The sequence below is a fragment of the Pseudomonas ulcerans genome (assembly GCF_036324125.1).
Lineage (GTDB): Bacteria > Pseudomonadota > Gammaproteobacteria > Pseudomonadales > Pseudomonadaceae > Aquipseudomonas > Aquipseudomonas ulcerans.
Genome location: NZ_JAZDQN010000007.1, coordinates 213,970 through 230,786, shown reverse-complemented (window position 1 = coordinate 230,786; position 16,817 = coordinate 213,970). Strand labels below are relative to the sequence as shown.

17 protein-coding genes are annotated in these 16,817 nt (G+C 65.2%); 6 read left to right on the top strand and 11 right to left on the bottom strand.

The window, feature by feature from the left end; genetic code table 11:
* Positions 1 to 185: 185 nt before the first annotated feature.
* The gene (locus V0R59_RS09445; RefSeq protein WP_330076939.1) at positions 186 to 3,257 is read right to left on the bottom strand and encodes an efflux RND transporter permease subunit; all 3,072 of its coding nucleotides are present in this window, start codon (positions 3,255 to 3,257) and stop codon (positions 186 to 188) included.
* A 6-nt stretch (positions 3,258 to 3,263) separates the two neighbouring features.
* Positions 3,264 to 4,364, bottom strand: coding sequence for an efflux RND transporter periplasmic adaptor subunit (locus tag V0R59_RS09440; RefSeq protein ID WP_330076940.1), 1,101 nt, complete (start codon positions 4,362 to 4,364; stop codon positions 3,264 to 3,266).
* 273 nt (positions 4,365 to 4,637) lie between these two features.
* Here V0R59_RS09440 and V0R59_RS09435 point away from each other — a divergent pair, with 273 nt between their 5' ends.
* Positions 4,638 to 4,871 carry a type II toxin-antitoxin system Phd/YefM family antitoxin gene (locus V0R59_RS09435; RefSeq protein ID WP_330077007.1) on the top strand — a complete coding sequence of 78 codons (234 nt, stop codon included), beginning with the start codon at positions 4,638 to 4,640 and terminating at the stop codon, positions 4,869 to 4,871.
* A gap of 10 nt (positions 4,872 to 4,881) precedes the next feature.
* The gene (locus tag V0R59_RS09430; RefSeq protein ID WP_330076941.1) at positions 4,882 to 5,166 is read left to right on the top strand and encodes a type II toxin-antitoxin system RelE family toxin; all 285 of its coding nucleotides are present in this window, start codon (positions 4,882 to 4,884) and stop codon (positions 5,164 to 5,166) included.
* Between the two features lie 28 nt (positions 5,167 to 5,194).
* Here V0R59_RS09430 and V0R59_RS09425 read toward each other — a convergent pair whose 3' ends face one another.
* Complete coding sequence (locus tag V0R59_RS09425) at positions 5,195 to 6,121, bottom strand: LysR family transcriptional regulator (protein WP_330076942.1); 927 nt, start codon at positions 6,119 to 6,121, stop codon at positions 5,195 to 5,197.
* Between the two features lie 120 nt (positions 6,122 to 6,241).
* Here V0R59_RS09425 and V0R59_RS09420 point away from each other — a divergent pair, with 120 nt between their 5' ends.
* From V0R59_RS09420 to V0R59_RS09410, 3 genes are all read left to right on the top strand, one after another.
* Complete coding sequence (locus V0R59_RS09420) at positions 6,242 to 6,970, top strand: SDR family NAD(P)-dependent oxidoreductase (protein ID WP_330076943.1); 729 nt, start codon at positions 6,242 to 6,244, stop codon at positions 6,968 to 6,970.
* A gap of 31 nt (positions 6,971 to 7,001) precedes the next feature.
* On the top strand, positions 7,002 to 7,205 hold the full coding sequence (locus V0R59_RS09415; RefSeq protein WP_330076944.1) for a tautomerase family protein: 204 nt from the start codon (positions 7,002 to 7,004) through the stop codon (positions 7,203 to 7,205).
* A 114-nt stretch (positions 7,206 to 7,319) separates the two neighbouring features.
* Positions 7,320 to 7,955, top strand: coding sequence for a TetR/AcrR family transcriptional regulator (locus V0R59_RS09410; protein WP_330076945.1), 636 nt, complete (start codon positions 7,320 to 7,322; stop codon positions 7,953 to 7,955).
* Positions 7,956 to 8,101: 146 nt separating this feature from the next.
* Here the strand turns inward: V0R59_RS09410 and V0R59_RS09405 are convergent, their stop codons facing one another.
* The gene (locus V0R59_RS09405; RefSeq protein WP_330076946.1) at positions 8,102 to 8,881 is read right to left on the bottom strand and encodes a class I SAM-dependent methyltransferase; all 780 of its coding nucleotides are present in this window, start codon (positions 8,879 to 8,881) and stop codon (positions 8,102 to 8,104) included.
* Between the two features lie 91 nt (positions 8,882 to 8,972).
* Between V0R59_RS09405 and V0R59_RS09400 the strand changes: the two genes are divergently transcribed.
* Positions 8,973 to 9,593, top strand: coding sequence for an energy transducer TonB (locus V0R59_RS09400; RefSeq protein WP_330076947.1), 621 nt, complete (start codon positions 8,973 to 8,975; stop codon positions 9,591 to 9,593).
* Here V0R59_RS09400 and V0R59_RS09395 read toward each other — a convergent pair.
* From V0R59_RS09395 to ppc, 7 genes are all read right to left on the bottom strand, one after another.
* Entirely contained in the window at positions 9,590 to 10,282 is a 693-nt protein-coding gene (locus V0R59_RS09395) for an extensin-like domain-containing protein (RefSeq protein WP_330076948.1), read from the bottom strand. The genes V0R59_RS09400 and V0R59_RS09395 overlap by 4 nt on opposite strands.
* A gap of 6 nt (positions 10,283 to 10,288) precedes the next feature.
* Positions 10,289 to 11,119 carry an isocitrate lyase/PEP mutase family protein gene (locus V0R59_RS09390; protein WP_330076949.1) on the bottom strand — a complete coding sequence of 277 codons (831 nt, stop codon included), beginning with the start codon at positions 11,117 to 11,119 and terminating at the stop codon, positions 10,289 to 10,291.
* 30 nt (positions 11,120 to 11,149) lie between these two features.
* On the bottom strand, positions 11,150 to 12,019 hold the full coding sequence (locus V0R59_RS09385) for a DUF72 domain-containing protein (RefSeq protein WP_330076950.1): 870 nt from the start codon (positions 12,017 to 12,019) through the stop codon (positions 11,150 to 11,152).
* 4 nt (positions 12,020 to 12,023) lie between these two features.
* Entirely contained in the window at positions 12,024 to 12,317 is a 294-nt protein-coding gene (locus tag V0R59_RS09380; protein WP_330076951.1) for a hypothetical protein, read from the bottom strand.
* A 126-nt stretch (positions 12,318 to 12,443) separates the two neighbouring features.
* Positions 12,444 to 13,121 carry a tRNA (adenosine(37)-N6)-threonylcarbamoyltransferase complex dimerization subunit type 1 TsaB gene (gene tsaB / locus V0R59_RS09375; protein WP_330076952.1) on the bottom strand — a complete coding sequence of 226 codons (678 nt, stop codon included), beginning with the start codon at positions 13,119 to 13,121 and terminating at the stop codon, positions 12,444 to 12,446.
* 84 nt (positions 13,122 to 13,205) lie between these two features.
* Positions 13,206 to 13,853, bottom strand: a complete 648-nt coding sequence (gene adk, locus V0R59_RS09370; protein ID WP_330076953.1) for an adenylate kinase — start codon at positions 13,851 to 13,853, stop codon at positions 13,206 to 13,208.
* Between the two features lie 266 nt (positions 13,854 to 14,119).
* A complete protein-coding gene (gene ppc / locus V0R59_RS09365) occupies positions 14,120 to 16,747 on the bottom strand; it encodes a phosphoenolpyruvate carboxylase (protein ID WP_330076954.1) in 2,628 nt (875 codons plus the stop codon).
* Positions 16,748 to 16,817: the final 70 nt, after the last annotated feature.

Below are 16,817 nucleotides of genomic sequence, written 5' to 3'. Positions count from 1 at the left end.
TGTGAATACCGCGACTGACTGCGACACCGCCATCCTTGTGGGAGCGGGTTCACCCGCGATTGCGATAGTGAACTCAACGACGCAATCGCGGGTAAACCCGCTCCCACAAGTCCCTGCTGAATCAATAAGTCATGCGGTGTGCCATGAGAGCGGGTTCACCCGCTCCCACAGGGGCCGCCTCGTTTTCATTCCTCTTTCCTGACCCTGAACCACGCCGCATACAACGCCGGCAGGAACAGCAAGGTCAACGCCGTCGCCACGATCAACCCGCCCATGATGGCCACCGCCATCGGCCCGAAGAACACGCTGCGCGACAGCGGGATCATCGCCAGCACAGCCGCCAGCGCAGTCAGCACGATCGGCCGGAAGCGCCGCACCGTGGCCTCGATGATCGCCTGCCAGCGCCCCAGCCCCGCCGCGATGTCCTGCTCGATCTGGTCCACGAGAATCACCGAGTTGCGCATGATCATCCCCGACAGGGCGATGGTCCCGAGCATGGCGACGAAGCCGAACGGCTGACGGAACACCATCAGGAACAGCACCACCCCGATCAACCCCAGCGGCGCGGTGAGGAACACCATGGCCATGCGCGAGAAGCTGCGCAGTTGCAGCATCAGCAAGGTCAGCACCACCACGATGAACAGCGGCACGCCGGCGTTCACCGAGTTCTGCCCGCGCGTCGAGTCTTCCACGGTACCGCCGACTTCCAGCAGGTAGCCGTCCGGCAATTGCGCACGCACCGTTTCCAGGGTCGGCAGGATCTGCTTGACCAGGGTCGCCGGCTGGTCCTTGCCGTAGATGTCGGCGCGCACGGTGACCGTGGGCAGCCGGTTGCGGTGCCAGATGATGCCTTCCTCGAAGCCGTACTCCAGGGTCGCCACCTGCGACAGGGCAATGCTGCGGCCGTTGTCGGTGGGCACCGAGAGGCTGGCCAGGTGGTCCAGCTCGGTACGTTCCTGCACGGTGCCGCGCAGGAGAATCTCGATCAGCTCGTTGTCCTCGCGGTACTGGCTGACGCTGCTGCCGGTCAGCGAGCTCTGCAAGAATTTCGACAGCGCGGCGGTGCTCACGCCGAGGGCGCGGGCACGGTCCTGGTCGATGTTCAGGTAGACCACCTTGCTCGGCTCTTCCCAGTCCAGGTGGACGTTGGCCACATGCGGGTTCTCGCGGACCTTGACCGCCACCTTGCGGGCCAGGGCGCGGACTTCCTCGATATGCTCGCCGGTCACGCGGAACTGCACCGGATAGCCCACGGGCGGGCCGTTCTCCAGACGCGTGACCCGCGAACGCAGGTCGGGGAACTGCTCGTTCAGGGTATCGATCAGCCAGGTGCGCAGGGCCTCGCGGTCCTCGATGGTCTTCGCCAGCACGACGAACTGGGCGAAGCTGGCCGCCGGCAACTGCTGGTCCAGCGGCAGGTAGAAGCGCGGCGAACCGGTGCCGACATAGGCCACGTAGTTGTCGATGCCTTCCTTCTGCTTGAGCATCTCTTCAAGGCGCTTGACCTGTTCTGCGGTGTTGCTCAGCGACGCCCCCTCGGCCAGCTTCAGGTCGACCATCAGTTCCAGGCGCCCGGAGGCCGGGAAGAACTGCTGCTCGACGAAACGGAAGCTCATGACGCTGGCGACGAACAGAGCCACCGTAGCCACGATCACCGTCTTGCGCCGGCGCACGCACCAGCCCACCAGGCGCCGCACGCGTTGGTAGAACGGCGTGCCATAAGGGTCGGTCTCACCGTCATCGGTGGTGCCGTGCTTCTTCGCATGCAGCTTGGCCAGGTCCGGCAGCAGGCGCTCGCCCAGGTACGGCACGAACACCACCGCCGCGACCCAGGAGGCCAACAAGGCGATGGTTACCACCTGGAAGATCGAGCGGGTGTATTCGCCGGTGCCGGACTGCGCGGTGGCGATGGGCAGGAAGCCCGCCGCAGTGATCAGGGTGCCGGTCAGCATGGGGAAGGCCGTGCTGGTCCAGGCGTAGCTGGCCGCCTTGAGGCGGTCGAAGCCCTGCTCCATCTTGATCGCCATCATCTCCACCGCAATGATCGCGTCGTCCACCAGCAAGCCCAGGGCCAGTACCAGCGCCCCGAGGGAAATCTTGTGCAGGCCGATGCCCAGGTAGTACATGGTGGCGAAGGTCATCGCCAGCACCAGCGGAATGGCCAGGGCCACCACCAGGCCAGTGCGCATGCCGAGGGAGAAGAAGCTCACCAGCAGAACGATGGCCAGGGCCTCCACCAGCACGCGGACGAATTCGCCGACGCCGGTCTTCACCGCTGCTGGCTGGTCGGAAACCTTGCGCAGCTCCATGCCCGCCGGCAGGTTGTTGGCGATACGGGCGAACTCGGCTTCCAGGGCCTTGCCCAGGACCAGGATGTCGCCGCCGGCCTTCATCGATACCGCCAGGCCGATGGCGTCGTCACCCATGAAGCGCATGCGCGGCGCGGGCGGATCGTTGAAACCGCGATGGACCTGGGCCACGTCACCGATGCGGAAGGTGCGCTCGCCGACGCGAATGGGGAACTGCTCGATCTGCTCGACGCTGTCGAAACGCCCGGTGACCCGTAGTTGCAGGCGCTCGGTCGGCGTCTCGAAGAAGCCTGCAGTGCTCACCGCGTTCTGTTCTTCAAGAGCTTTCTGCACCGCTTCCAGCGGCAGGCCCAGGGTAGACAGCTTGGTGTTGGACAGCTCGATCCAGATCTTCTCGTCCTGCAGGCCCAGCAGTTCGACCTTGCCCACGTCCTTGACCCGCTGCAGCTGGATCTGCACGCGGTCGGCGTAGTCCTTGAGCACGCCGTAGTCGAAGCCCTTGCCGGTCAGCGCGTAGATATTGCCGAAGGTGGTACCGAACTCGTCGTTGAAGAACGGACCCTGGATCCCAGGCGGCAGGGTGTGGCGGATGTCCGCGGTCTTCTTGCGGATCTGGTACCACAGCTCGGGGATGTCCGCCGAGTGCATGGAGTCGCGGGCCATGAAGGTGACCTGAGACTCCCCGGGACGGGAGAACGAGACGATCTTCTCGTACTCACCGGTCTCCATCAGCTTCTTCTCGATGCGCTCGGTAACCTGGCGCGACACTTCCTCGGCGCTGGCGCCGGGCCACAGGGTACGGATGACCATGGCCTTGAAGGTAAACGGCGGGTCCTCGCTCTGTCCGAGCTTGGTGTAGGACAAGGCTCCGACGATAGCCAACAGGAGCATCAGGAACAGCACGATCGACCGGTTGCGCAGGGCCCAGGCGGAAAGGTTGAAACCCATCGGGACTTACTCCTTGGCCGCCAGATTCACCGTGCGATTGGACCGGTCCACCGGCCGCACCTGTTGTCCTTCGTGCAGCACGTGGCCGCCGGCGGCGACCACCCAGTCGGAGGCGCTGAGGCCTTCGAGCACCGGCACGCTGTCCTGGCCGTAGGCGCCGACCCGCACCGGGACGCGCTGCAGGGTGTTGTTGGCGTCGACGCGCCAGACGTAGGTCTTGCCGTTCTCCGCGCTGAGCGCCGACAGCGGTACCGCCAGGGGGATCTGCTCGGCGTGCTGGATGAACACCCGCGCGCTCTGTCCCAGCTCGGCCGGGACCTTGCCCGTGTTGAAAGCAATGCGCGCGGCGAAGGTGCGCGAGCGCGGATCGGCTGCGGGCGACAGCTCGCGGATGCGCCCGTCGAAGCGCTGGCCCGGTTGCGACCAGAGCTCCACGGCGACCGGCTGACCCACGGCGAAACGACCGAAATTCTGCTCCGGCAGGCTGATCAGCACCTCGCGCTCGCCATCGGCGGCGAGGGTGAACACGGTCTGCCCGGCGGCGACCACCTGGCCGACCTCGACCTGGCGCTTGGAAACCACGCCGTCCTGGGAGGCACGCAGCACCGAGTAACCGGCCTGGTTGCCGGCCACGTCGAACTCGGCACGCATCTGCTTGAGACGCGCCTGGCCGGCGCGGTAGAGATTTTCCGCGTTGTCGTACTGGGAGTGGCTGACCATCTGCCGATCCAGCAACTTCTTGTAACGATCGCGTTCGGCTTGCACCAGGCTCAGGTTGGCCTCGGCGGCGGCGACCTGGGCACGGGTGGCTTCCAGTTGCAGGCGCACGTCCTGCGGGTCCAGTTCGGCCAGCGGCTGGTCGGCCTTGACCCGCTGCCCCTCCTCAACCAGGCGCTTGCTCACCTTACCGCCGATGCGGAACGCCAGCTCCGGCTCGAAGCGCGCGCGCACCTCGCCGGGGTAACTGTCCACCGCCGCCGCCGCAGGCTGCGGCTGCACCACCATGGCGGGACGGATGACGGAGGGCGGAACGCTTTCCTGCCCGCAGGCAGACAACAGCGCGACGAGAACGGCGGGCAGAGCGAGGGGCAAGGCATGGCGCAACATGGGAAATGACCTTTCGCGAGGGTACTTCGAATTCTTGGACTGGCGGGTATATTAAATCAGCGTGTTGCGCTGCGAAAGATGGCGACAGGCACTTTGCCACAGCGGATCTCTGAGAAGGTGAGCAATACGTATGCGTATTGTTTTGCGTATTACATTGCATATACTGCACGGCATGCGTCACCGTTTCTGGTGACAGCCCCAGGCAAACAAATTGAGGCAAAACCCATGAGCGCACTTCTTGACCGTGCCGAGCAGGCGGTGTCTGCTACCGCGATGGTTCGCGGCTTCAGTGCGAAATTGAAGGAAGTTACCAGCGGGAAGGTCTCCCACCTGGTGATCTTCAAAGACAACGAGCCAGCCGCTGTGTTGATGGGCGTCGCAACCTTCCAGGCACTCCAGGATGAACTCGACGACCTGCGCGCCGAGCGCAAGGCCATTGACCGGCTTTCCACACTGGACGAAGAAAAGACAGTGAGCCTCAAGGACATGGAGGCTCGCTTCAAGTAGGCAGGCACCGATGCGATGGATCGTACGCTTTCACCCTGAAGTCGAGCAGGACCTCAAGCAGTTGGGAACGGCCGAGGCAAGAAGAGTCCTGAAGGTGGTACGCGAGCGCATCGCCGAGGGAGAACCCGACAAGACCGGCAAGCCGCTGAGTGGAGCGCTTGCCGGTTATCGCAGAATCCGCACCGGAGATGTTCGCATCGTCTACCGGATCGATGGCGTCGAGATCGTGCTGATCCTTTGCATCGGCGCTCGACGCGACGACGAAGTCTACAAGGCTGCCACGTGGCGCATCTGACCTGCCGGGGAGTTGTGCCAGCAGGGACTCAAGGGCGCTCCCAGGCGCCCTTTTTCTCCATCAGGAAATCGATGAACGCCCGCAACCGCAGCGGCACATGCCGTCCGTGCGGGTACAGCAGGCTGAACGGTCGCGAACACCCACCGAAGTCCTTCAACACCTCCACCAGCGTGCCGTCGGCCAGTTCCCGCTCGACGATGAAGCGATAGGTCTGGAACAACCCCACCCCGCTCTTGGCCAGGGTCACGCCACCGAGCACGTCTTCGGAGCAGACATAGCTGCCACTGGCGAAAATCTCCCGCAGCTCGCCGTTCTCGTTGAACAGCCAGGATATCCGCCGCCCGCTGCTGGGCAGTTCGAACTGGATGCATTCATGTTGCTCCAGATCGGCCAACACAAGCGGCTCACCCACCCGTGCCAGGTATTCGGGGGCGGCGATCACCACCAGCGGGGCGTCCTCCAGCAGCCGCGCAATCAGCGTCGAATCCGGCTGCGCCCGCACGCGAATGGCCGCGTCATAGCCCCCGCCCACGAAGTCGATGTTCTGGTTGCTCAGGTTGATATCGATGCTGACCTTCGGATAACGCCCGCGAAATTCCGCCAGCAGCGGCAGGATACGGTGATGGCCGTAAGTGGTGGGCAGGCTGATGCGCAGAGTACCGGCGGGCTGGGCCTGCTGCCCCATGACCTCGCGCTCGGCATCGACCAGTTGGGTCAGGGCCTGCCGGCTCTGCTCGTAATAACTGCGGCCGCCTTCGGTCAGGCGGATGCTGCGGGTGGTGCGGACGAACAGGCGCACACCGAGCCGCTCTTCCAGGCGCGCCACCGAACGGCTCACCGCCGCCGGCGTCACGCCGGCGGACAACGCCGCCGCAGTGAAGCTGCCCTCTTCCGCCGCGAGGCAGAACAGCTCGATGCTGCCCAGCAAAACATCGTCGAATTGTCGTTTCGGCATTAGTTACACCATGTATCAACTGAAGTGCCCGACGGCCTGTTTATCCCTTTCTTCCGCAAAAATATAGTGGCGACCAACAGCGCGCTGATCACCCTTTCGAAACCTTTGCGGAGAAATACCATGAGCAAGACCGTCGTGATCACTGGCACTTCCAGCGGTATTGGCCTGGGACTGGCCCGGGCCTTCCTGGCGCGCGGCTACAACGTCGTCGGCAATGCCCGCAGCGAAGAACGGCTGTGGGAAAGCAAACAAGCCCTCGGCAATCCGGCCAACTACATCGGCGTTGCCGGCGACATCGCCCGGCCGGAGACCGCCGAACAGCTGTTCAATGCTGCGATCGAGACCTTCGGCGCGGTGGATGTGCTGGTCAACAATGCCGGCTTCTTCCTGCCCAAGCCCTTCACCGACTACACCCCGGCGGAGCTGGACAACCTGCTGGAAACCAACCTCAAGGGGGTGGTCTACGCTTCGCAGGTCGCGGCGCGGCACATGATCGGCCGCCAGCAGGGACATATCGTCAACATCACCGCGGCCGTGGCGTTGCAGGCCAACCAGGCGGTGCCGGCGGCCCTGCCGGTGCTGATCAAGGGCGGCCTGAACCAGATGACCCGCGCCCTGGCCCTGGAACTGGCGCCGCACAATATCCAGGTCAACGCGGTGGCCCCCGGGATCATCGAGACGCCGATGCACGCCCCGGAGATCCACGGCTTCCTCGCCGGGTTGCAGCCGAGCGGTCGCATCGGACGCATCGAGGACATCGCCGAAGCCGTGCTGTACCTGGCCGGTGCCGACTTCACCACCGGCGTGATCCTGCCGGTGGATGGCGGCATGAGCACAGGCAAGTGGTAAGCGGAAAACCCATCAGACAGGAGCGCACGACATGCCTTTCGTAAGCCTTCGCATCACCCGCGACGGAGTGACACGGGAACAGAAAGCCCAAGTCATCAGGGAGTTCACCGAGACCCTGGAGCGGGTCCTCGGCAAGCGCCCGGACCTGACCCATATCGTGATCGAGGAAGTGGACACGGATAACTGGGGCTATGCGGGTATGACCACCACCGAGTATCGCGCCAGGGAGGGATAGCGCCGGATCGCTGGCCGAGCGGGTGGCGATGAGCCCGACGGTTCGGCAGACCGACCTGACCGCACCGTCCGGGCGTTGTACTATCTAGCGCTTCGAATCCTGCAAACGTGCCCCATGTCCCAAGAATCCACCGTATCCAGCGGCCCAGGACGGCCCAAGGATCTGGCCAAGCGCCATGCCATCCTCGAAGCCGCCAAGGACCTGTTTCTCACCAATGGTTATGCCAGCACCAGCATGGATGCGGTCGCGACAGCGGCGGGTGTATCGAAACTGACGGTCTACAGTCACTTCAACGACAAGGAAAACCTGTTTACCGAGGCCATCCTCGCCACTTGCCAGGCGCAATTGCCCGGGCTGATCTTCGAGCTGCCCGAGGGCGTGCCGCTGGAACAGGTGCTGATCAATATCGGCCGGGGTTTCCAGGTACTGATCAACAGCGATCACTCGATCAAGCTGCATCGCCTGATCATCACCCAGGGCCCGCAGGATCCCCAGTTGGGACAGATTTTCTACGAGGCAGGACCGCAGCGGATCCTCGGCGAAACCGAGGCGCTGCTGCGCCTGGCCAGTGAACGCGGCATGCTCCGGATTGCAAATCCGTCCACGGCGGCGGAGCATTTTTTCTGCCTGCTCAAGGGCGGGGCGAATTTCCGGCTGTTGCTGGGATGCGCGGAGCCGTTGACGGCAGAGGCTGCCGAGGCGCATGTGCGGGAGGTGGTGGAGCTGTTCCTGCGTGCCTATCGCGCCTGATTGAACGACACATGACCCATTGATTCAGTGGGGACCTTGTGGGAGCGGGTTTACCCGCGATTACGGCGGTGAATTCACTACCGCAATCGCGGCGGTCCGGCGATCCGGTAAACCCGCTCCCACAGGGTTGCGCGTCGCGCTTTGCGTCAGGGCTTCAAGGCCTTCTTCGGGTAGATGTCATACCGGCTGGATTTCCCGTCAAGGCTATGACTCGGCTTCGGCCCGTCGATGATCGGCGCCTTGCGCGGACGCTTCACCACCACCCGATGCGTCGCCAGGGCCAGCGCAGCCTCCAGCAGCGCCGGGGCGTCCAGGTCATCCCCCACCAGCGGGCGGAACACGCGCATTTCCTTCTTCACCAGGGCGCTCTTGTCGCGGTGCGGGAACATCGGGTCGAGGTAGACCACCTGCGGCGGCTCGCCCTGCCAGTTGCGCATGGTCTCGATGGAGTTGCCATGCAGCAACTGCATGCGCGCGACGATCGGCCCGACCTCGTCATCCGCCGCCGCCCGCGCAAGCCCATCCTCCAATAGCGCCGCCACCAGCGGCTGGCGCTCGATCAACTGCATGTCGCACCCCAGGGTGGCCAGGACGAACGCGTCCTTGCCCAGCCCCGCCGTGGCATCCAGCACCCGCGGGCGCACACCCTGGGCGATGCCCACCGCCTTGGCGATCATCTGCCCGGCACCGCCGCCATACAGGCGCCGATGGGCGGCACCGCCTTCGAGGAAGTCGACCCGCACCGGCCCCGGCGCCTGCGGGCCGAGCTGCTGGATCTGCAAGCCCTCCGGCCCGACCTGCACGGCGAAGGCAGCCGCTTCGTCCTGCATCGGCAAGCCCAGCCGCGCCGCCCATTCCTCGGCCCGCGCCTGATAGTCGGCGGTCAGTGCCTCGACCCGGATCCCGCCTTCGACCTGCTGCTCCACGCTCACCTTCCTGCTGCAAAAAAAGTTAAAGATCGGCGCCCGTGGCCGATACACAAAGTACGCGCCATTTTGCCAGAGCTCTTCGACAACGATGTCAGAGATTCTTCAACTTCCCTCAGGCTACCTGTCACCCGTCGGTGACTACAGCCGCCACAACACCCAGGCCCTGGGCGGCGTCAGCCACCTGTGGCAGGACTTCTTCGCCCGTGCCCTGGCCGCGCAGCAGGAAGAAGGCGTGGTGCGCGAGCCGCTGCCGGTGGAAGAAGTGGATGTCGCGACCGGTGAGCCGATCACCGGCAGCCAGACCCTGGCGCAGATCCAGACCCAGCGCCTGTGCAATGTCACCGACAGCGAAGTCGCGCCGCCGGAACCGCTATTCCTGCCGATCGCCGAGTTCGAGCTGGACCTGCTGGACAAGCCCGCACCACCCTTCAGCGCCGCCGAACTGATCGAGCAGCAGCGCCAGCTGGACATCAGCAACAACTGGGTTCGCCCGGTGGTCATGAGCCAGGGCCATCCGCACCCGGAACCAGGTCCGGCGCCAGCCTCCTATCCGCTGCACCTGCCGATCGCCGAACTGGAGCGCAAGCTGCTGGATCCGGCGCCAGAGCCATTCGACGAGGCCACCCTGGCCAAGCAGCAGCACGACCTGGACTTCGATATCCAGTGGGCGCGTCCGGTAGTACTCAACAACGTGCGTATCGCCGCCTAACGGCAGACCTGCCAACGCCCCATATCCAGGTGGAAATGGTTATGGTGCGCCGCGTTGTAGTCCGGCCCCAGCACCGTATTGAAGCTTTCGCAGGCCCCATCGCGGACCTGGCGGAGAAATCGCGCCTTCGCACCGTCGCCGCTCCAGTCCCGTTGCAGTTCGATCCTCTGCCCATCCTTCAGGCGAAAGCCGGCGATATCCAGCGCATTGGCTGTGGCGTGCTGGCTCAGACGCCCGTCGGCGCGGTTATAGACGTTGCGACAGGCATAGCTGCCGAGATGGTCGATCTGCACCACGGGCTGTCCCAGGACCTGCCGGGCCGCTGGTTGCAGCGCATGGCGCTCGAACAGGGCGAAGGCCACGGCGACCGGGCAGGTGGCTAGGAAGCTGCTGCTCAGGCGCACCGCCGCGCCTTGAACGCGCACCACGTTGGTCAAGGGACAGTTGGCGTTGGCGGGCGTATCGGCCTGCGGGCTGTGGCGCAGGCCGGAGGTAGCAAGGGCGGTGGCACACAGCTGCGGATCGTCGCGCAGCCGCCCCAGCTTCCATGAGGTCAGCAGATTGGGCGGCTGGCGTACATCCAGCGGCGCCCAGGGATTCCATTGCTCAGGCAGGCGCCAGCCCTGCCACCAACCGAACAGCGCCACGCCGGCCAGCACCGTGAGCAGTACCAGTGGGCCATGGCGCATGGCGGTTCAGCGCCTGAACAGGCTATTGAGCTGGTCGAAGGACAGCGCCTTGTCACCGTGGTCGAAGCGCCCTTCCCCGCGAATCCGCGTCGCCGCCTCGAAGAACGCGCCATAGGCGACCCGGGCCAGGGACGAGCCAACGCTGATGCGCTTCACGCCCAGGGCCTGAAGATCGTCGAAGCCCAGGTTGACTCCGGCCAGCCCCATCAACACGTTGACCGGCTTCGGCGCCACTGCCCTGACCACCCGCTGGATATCTTCTGCAGTGCGAAGGCCGGGCGCGTAGAGCACATCGGCACCCGCTTCGGCGAAGGCCTGCAGGCGGGCGATGGTGTCGTCGAGGTCGTTGCGCCCGTGCAGCAGGTTTTCCGCACGGGCGCAGAGCATGAAGGGGAAGTCCAGGCTGCGGGCGGCGGCCACGGCGGCCTCGACCCGCTCCACTGCGCGATGGAAGTTGTAGATCGGCTCGTCACTGCGCCCCGTGGCGTCCTCGATGGAACCGCCGACCAGGCCGATCCGCGCCGCCTGCAGGATGGTTTCGTGGCACCCGGCGGGGTCGTCGCTGAAGCCGTTCTCAAGGTCGGCGGCCACGGGCAATGCCGTGGCATCGACAATGGCCCCGGCATTGGCCAGGGTCTCGTCGCGACTGATCGCCCCTTCAGCATCCGGCCGGCCAAGGGAAAACGCCAGGCCGGCGCTGCTGGTGGCCAGCGCCTCGAAGCCAAGGCTGGCGAGCATCTTCGCCGAACCGGCATCCCAGGGGTTGGGAATCACGAAGGTTCCGGGGCGCTCATGCAGCGCCTTGAAGGCTTCGGCACGCAGGGTTTGCACATCCATGGTGGTACTCCCAGGGCAGACGGCGGGAAATCAGAGCAGGCCAAGTTGTTCGACCTGCGGTCCCCGCTCGGGTTCATGCAGGTTCGGCAACCCCGGCAGGCGCTCCATCAGGCCATGATGGAAACGCTGGGCCAGGGCCGCAGCCAGGCGGTTGTCGGCGGTATGCAGGAAGACATAGGGGCTACGGCCTTCCTCGATCCACGCGGCGACCTTGTCCAGCCACGGCAGGAGGAAAGATTCGTTGGCCTCAAGCTTGGGATGCCCGATGAAGCGCACCTGCGGGTGCTGGCTGAACGCCGTGGGCCGCGGTGGCACCCGCGGCTTCTTGGATTGAGCGTGCAGCACGCTGGCCTCGCGAGAAGTGCAACTGAACAGTGCCCGCGGGTCAAGGCAGATGCGTTCGATGCCACGCTCATGCAGCAGGCGGTTGAGCTGGCGCTCCTCCTCGCCCTTGGCGAAGAAGGCATCGTTGCGCACCTCGACCGCCACCGACACGCCGATCTCGTCGACGAAGTGCAGCAACTCGCCCAGGCGCGCCGGACCGAAGCTCGCCGGCAGTTGCAACCAGTACGGCGCGACCCGACCGCCAAGGGGCTTGAGCAGTTGCACGAAGCTGCGCGCGGCATCCAGCTGCGCGCGCAGATCGCCGCTATGACTGATATCGCCGGGAAACTTGGCGGTAAAGCGGAAATGCGTGGGCATGATCTGCGCCCAACGCTCGACCGTGGCCGGTGCGGGCCGCGCATAGAAGGTGGTATTGCCTTCGACGGCATTGAAGACCTGGCAGTACAGACCAAGGAAATCGGTGCTCTTCGCGGCGGCGGGATACAGGTAATCGCGCCAGGCGTTTTCGCTCCAGGAGGGACAACCGAGGAAATAAGGCAGGGATAGTGAGCTCATTGGCTCAAATGTACAGATCCAGCCCCAGTACTTCCATCTCCCAATCGACGAAGCCGGCCGTGGTCAGGTAGCTGGCCAGGGCACCGGCGGTGCGGCGGTCGCGTGCGCGGGGAAAGATCATGTCCTGCGGCCGGGCCGGCAGGTTGGGCGTACTGCGCTGGGCGTTGCCCGGGTTGCCCGCAGGCTGCGCCTCGACTTCGGCGACGATGTCGTCATCCGACTCTTCCACGCGCACCGGTCCCTTGCGCTGAGGGCGCTTGAGCGGGTAACTCGATGAGGAAAAGCCGTCGATACGCATGCAGATGTACTCAGGGCCGATGATGGCAATTTAGCGGCACCTGAGTTCCCTTGCAAATGCGCTACTGATAACTGGACCACATATACACAATTTGGTTTACGGCAAACGGCGATAACCGACCGGAGGTCATCCGCTCTTCTTCGGCGTCGCCACTTTGTCGCGCAGGTAGACAGGCTGGGCCTGCTCCGCCGGCACCCTTTCACCACGATGCCAGGCGAATGTCGCCAGGGTCAGCAGGTCCAGCGCGTGAGGCAGCATGCTGGCGTCCTGGCCATCCACCTTGGCCGCCAGGCGCTCTGCGTAACCCCAGCCGGTACCGGCACCAAACCATGGACCGCCGGCACCTGCGGGAAGCGCAACCTGCTCGGGCGGCAATACGGCCTCTGCCCCCTGCAAACGCATCTCCCCTTCTACTTCCTCATAGCAGCCCCAATAGACTTCGTCCATTCGCGCATCGATGGCAGCGGCTACGCGGTGGGCGCCATGCTCGCGCAAGGCGCGCTGGGCCAGCACCGCCAGGTTGGACACCGGCAACACCGGACGCTCCAAAGCGAAGGCCAGGCCCTGAACCACGCCAATGGCGATGCGCACCCCGGTGAAGGCCCCCGGGCCGCGACCGAAGGCGATGGCATCGACATCCTTCAGGGCAACGCCGGCATCGGCCAGCAGGGCCTGGATCATCGGCAGCAGCTTCTGTGCATGCAGGCGCGGGATCACCTCGTAGTGGCTCGTGATCTTGCCATCGTGCAGCAAGGCGACGGAGCAGGCTTCAGTGGCGGTATCCAGGGCCAGCAAGGTGGTCATCGGGGGTTCCAGGCGAGAGAAAAAAGAGCGGCAGTATAAACGACAACGGCCCGCAAGCGGGCCGTTGGCGATACGAGGCGGGGATCAGCTCAGGGCTGCCAGTACCTTGGCGGTGATGGCTTCGACCGAACCGACACCAGGAATGTGGCTGACCTTCGGCTTGCCGTCGGCGGCTTCCAGCTTCTGGTAGAAGTCCACCAGCGGCTTGGTCTGCTCGTGGTAGACCTTCAGGCGGCCACGCACGGTTTCTTCGTTGTCGTCCGGGCGCTGGATCAGGTCCTCGCCGGTGACGTCGTCCTTGCCTTCCACTTTTGGCGGGTTGTAGACCACGTGGTAGACGCGACCGGAGTCCAGGTGCACGCGGCGGCCGGCGATACGCTGGACGATCTCTTCGTCGTCGACAGCGATCTCGACCACGGCGTCCAGCGAGACACCGGCGGCGACCATGGCTTCAGCTTGAGGAATGGTGCGCGGGAAACCGTCGAACAGGAAACCGTTGGCGCAGTCCGGCTGGGCGATACGGTCCTTGACCAGGTTGATGATCAGGTCGTCGGAGACCAGCTTGCCAGCGTCCATCACGGCCTTGGCTTCCAGGCCCAGCGGAGTGCCGGCCTTGACTGCGGCACGCAACATGTCGCCGGTGGAGATCTGCGGAATACCGAACTTCTCGGTGATGAACTTTGCCTGAGTACCTTTACCGGCCCCGGGAGCTCCCAGCAGAATTACGCGCATCTTGTGCTCCTCATTTTTTATAAGCAAATCAATGGATTCGCAGGATTGGCGAATCGCAGGAAATCGGGCGATGACCATAAATCGGTCAAAAGGCTGCCCAAGATACACAGCGCACCGGGACCATACAAGCGGTCGAAAGTCGGAAAAACCTGCGACAAGAAGCCACGGCGCATACAGGTTGCGCCCAGCGCAACCGACCACTCATACAGACATTTATTACAAGCTTCGGGGCGCAATCTGACACCCCGAAGCTATCCATCTGACACTCAACCCGTGTTGCGCAATCCCGCCGCGATACCCGCCACGGTCACCAGCAGGGCCTGCTCCAACGGGCTGTCCAGAGCGGCTTCGCGTTCCCGCGAGCGGGCCAGCAGCTCGGCCTGGAGCAGGTGCAGCGGGTCCAGGTAGGTGTTGCGCAGGCGGATGAACTCCAGGGTCGCCGGGCTGTGCGCCAGTAGCACCGACTGGCCGGTCAGGCTCAGCACCACCTGGCACGCCTGCGACAATAGGTCGCGCAGATGCTCACCCAAAGGTCGCAGTTGCGGTTGCACCAGACGTTCGTCGTAGGAACGGGCGATTTCCGCGTCGGCCTTGGCCAGGACCATTTCCAGCATGTCGATGCGCGTGCGGAAGAACGGCCATTGCTCGCGCATCTGCGCCAGCAGCGGCCCCTGGCCACGGGCCAGGGCATTGTTGAGGGCCGCCTCCCAGCCAAGCCAGGCCGGCAGCATCAGGCGGGTCTGGGTCCAGCCGAAGATCCACGGGATCGCCCGCAGGCTCTCGATCCCCCCGGCACGGCGCTTGGCCGGGCGACTGCCCAGCGGCAGGCGGCCGAGCTCCTGCTCGGGCGTCGACTGGCGGAAGTACTCGACGAAGTCCGGGTTCTCCCGCACCACGCCGCGGTAGGTCTTGACCCCGTCGGCAGCCAGCTGGTCCATCAGTTCGCGCCACGCCGGCTGCGGCGGCGGTGGCGGCAGCAAGGTGGCTTCGAGCACGGCGGCCAGGTAGAGGTTGAGGTTCTGCTCGGCGATATCCGGCAGGTCGAACTTGAAGCGGATCATCTCGCCCTGTTCGGTGGCACGGAAGCGCCCGGCCACCGAGCCCGGTGGTTGGGAGAGGATTGCCGCATGCGCTGGCGCGCCGCCACGGCCGACGGTGCCACCACGACCGTGGAACAGCAGAAGTTCGACTTCCTGCTCGCGGCAGATCCGCACCAGGGTTTCCTGGGCCCGGTACTGCGCCCAGGCTGCGGCGGTGGTGCCGGCATCCTTGGCGGAGTCGGAGTAGCCGATCATCACCTCCTGCGGGCCATGCAAACCGGCGCGATAGCCCGGCAGGCCGAGCAGGCGCTGCATCACCGGGCCGGCGTTATCCAGGTCGGCGAGGGTTTCGAACAGCGGCACCACGCGCATCGGCCGCAACAGACCGGCCTCCTTGAGCAGCAGTTGCACCGCCAGCACGTCGGAAGCGGCGCCGGCCATGGAGATCACGTAGGAACCCAGCGAGGCTGCTGGCGCTGCGGCGATCTCGCGACAGGTGGCAAGCACCTCGGCGGTGTCGTCCTGGGGCTTGAAGTGCGCCGGCAACAACGGCCGACGGCTTTGCAGTTCGCGCTGGAGGAAGTCGATGCGGGTGTCTTCGTCCCACTCCGCATAGCGGCCAAGGCCGAGGTAGTCGGTGATTTCGCTGAGGGCGGCACTGTGCCGGGACGAGTCCTGGCGCACATCGAGGCGGACCAGGAACAGGCCGAAGGTCACCGCGCGGCGCAGGCAGTCCAACAGAGGGCCGTCGGCGATAACACCCATGCCGCATTCATGCAGGGACTCGAAGCACAGGTGCAGCGGCTCGAACAGCTCGCGGTTGTCCTGCAGCACCTGTGGTCCGGGCACCTGGGCGCTGGTCAGGGCGGCCTGGGCCCAGGCGCGGGTCTCGCGCAGACGTTCGCGCAGCGGCTTGAGCACCGCGCGGTAAGGCTCGGCGCAGTCGCCGACCTTGGCCCGCAACGCGGGGCTGGCCTGCTGCATCGACAATTCGGCGGCGAGAGAATGCACGTCGCGCAGGAACAGGTCGGCGGCCATCCAGCGCGCCAGCAGCAGTACTTCGCGGGTCACCGCGGCCGTGACATTGGGGTTGCCGTCACGGTCGCCGCCCATCCACGAGGCGAAGCGGATCGGCGCCGCTTCCAGCGGCAGGCGCAGGCCGGTGGCGGCATGCAGGGCCTGGTCGGCCTTGCGCATATGGCTGGGAATGGCATGCCAGAGGGAATGCTCGATCACGGCGAAGCCCCACTTGGCCTCGTCTACCGGAGTCGGCCGGGTACGACGGATTTCCTCGGTATGCCAGGCCTCGGCAATCAGCCGTTGCAGGCGCTCGCGGACCTGCTCGCGCTCGGCGGGGGTCAGGTCGCGGTGGTCCTGGACTGCCAGTTGCGCGGCGATGGCGTCGTATTTCTGGATCAGGGTGCGCCGCGCCACTTCGGTGGGATGGGCGGTCAGTACCAGTTCGATGCTCAGCTTGCCCAGCTGGCGAGCCAGGGCGTCGTCGCTGTGCCCGGCCGCCTTGAGGCGGGCCAGCAGCTCCGGCAGGACCCGGGCCTCGAACGGCTCCGGCTGGTCGGCATCGCGGCGACGGATCAACTGGTACTGCTCGGCGATGTTGGCCAGGTTGAGGAACTGGTTGAAGGCCCGGGCGACCGGCAGCAACTCGTCGTCGGCGAGGTCGGCGAGGGTCGAGCTGAGCTGTTCCTCGCCGCCACTGCGATCGGCCTTGGCGCTATGGCGGATCGCCTCGATCTTCTGCAGGAAAGCGTCGCCGTGCTGGTCGCGCACGGTGTCTCCCAACAGCTCGCCCAACAGATGGACATCTTCCCGCAAGCGCACATCGATATCGGTCATCACCTTCTCCATACCCTGGAAAAACCGCCTTTCTTGCAGAGTGCCCCACTACCGGTGGTGCTTTCAAGGC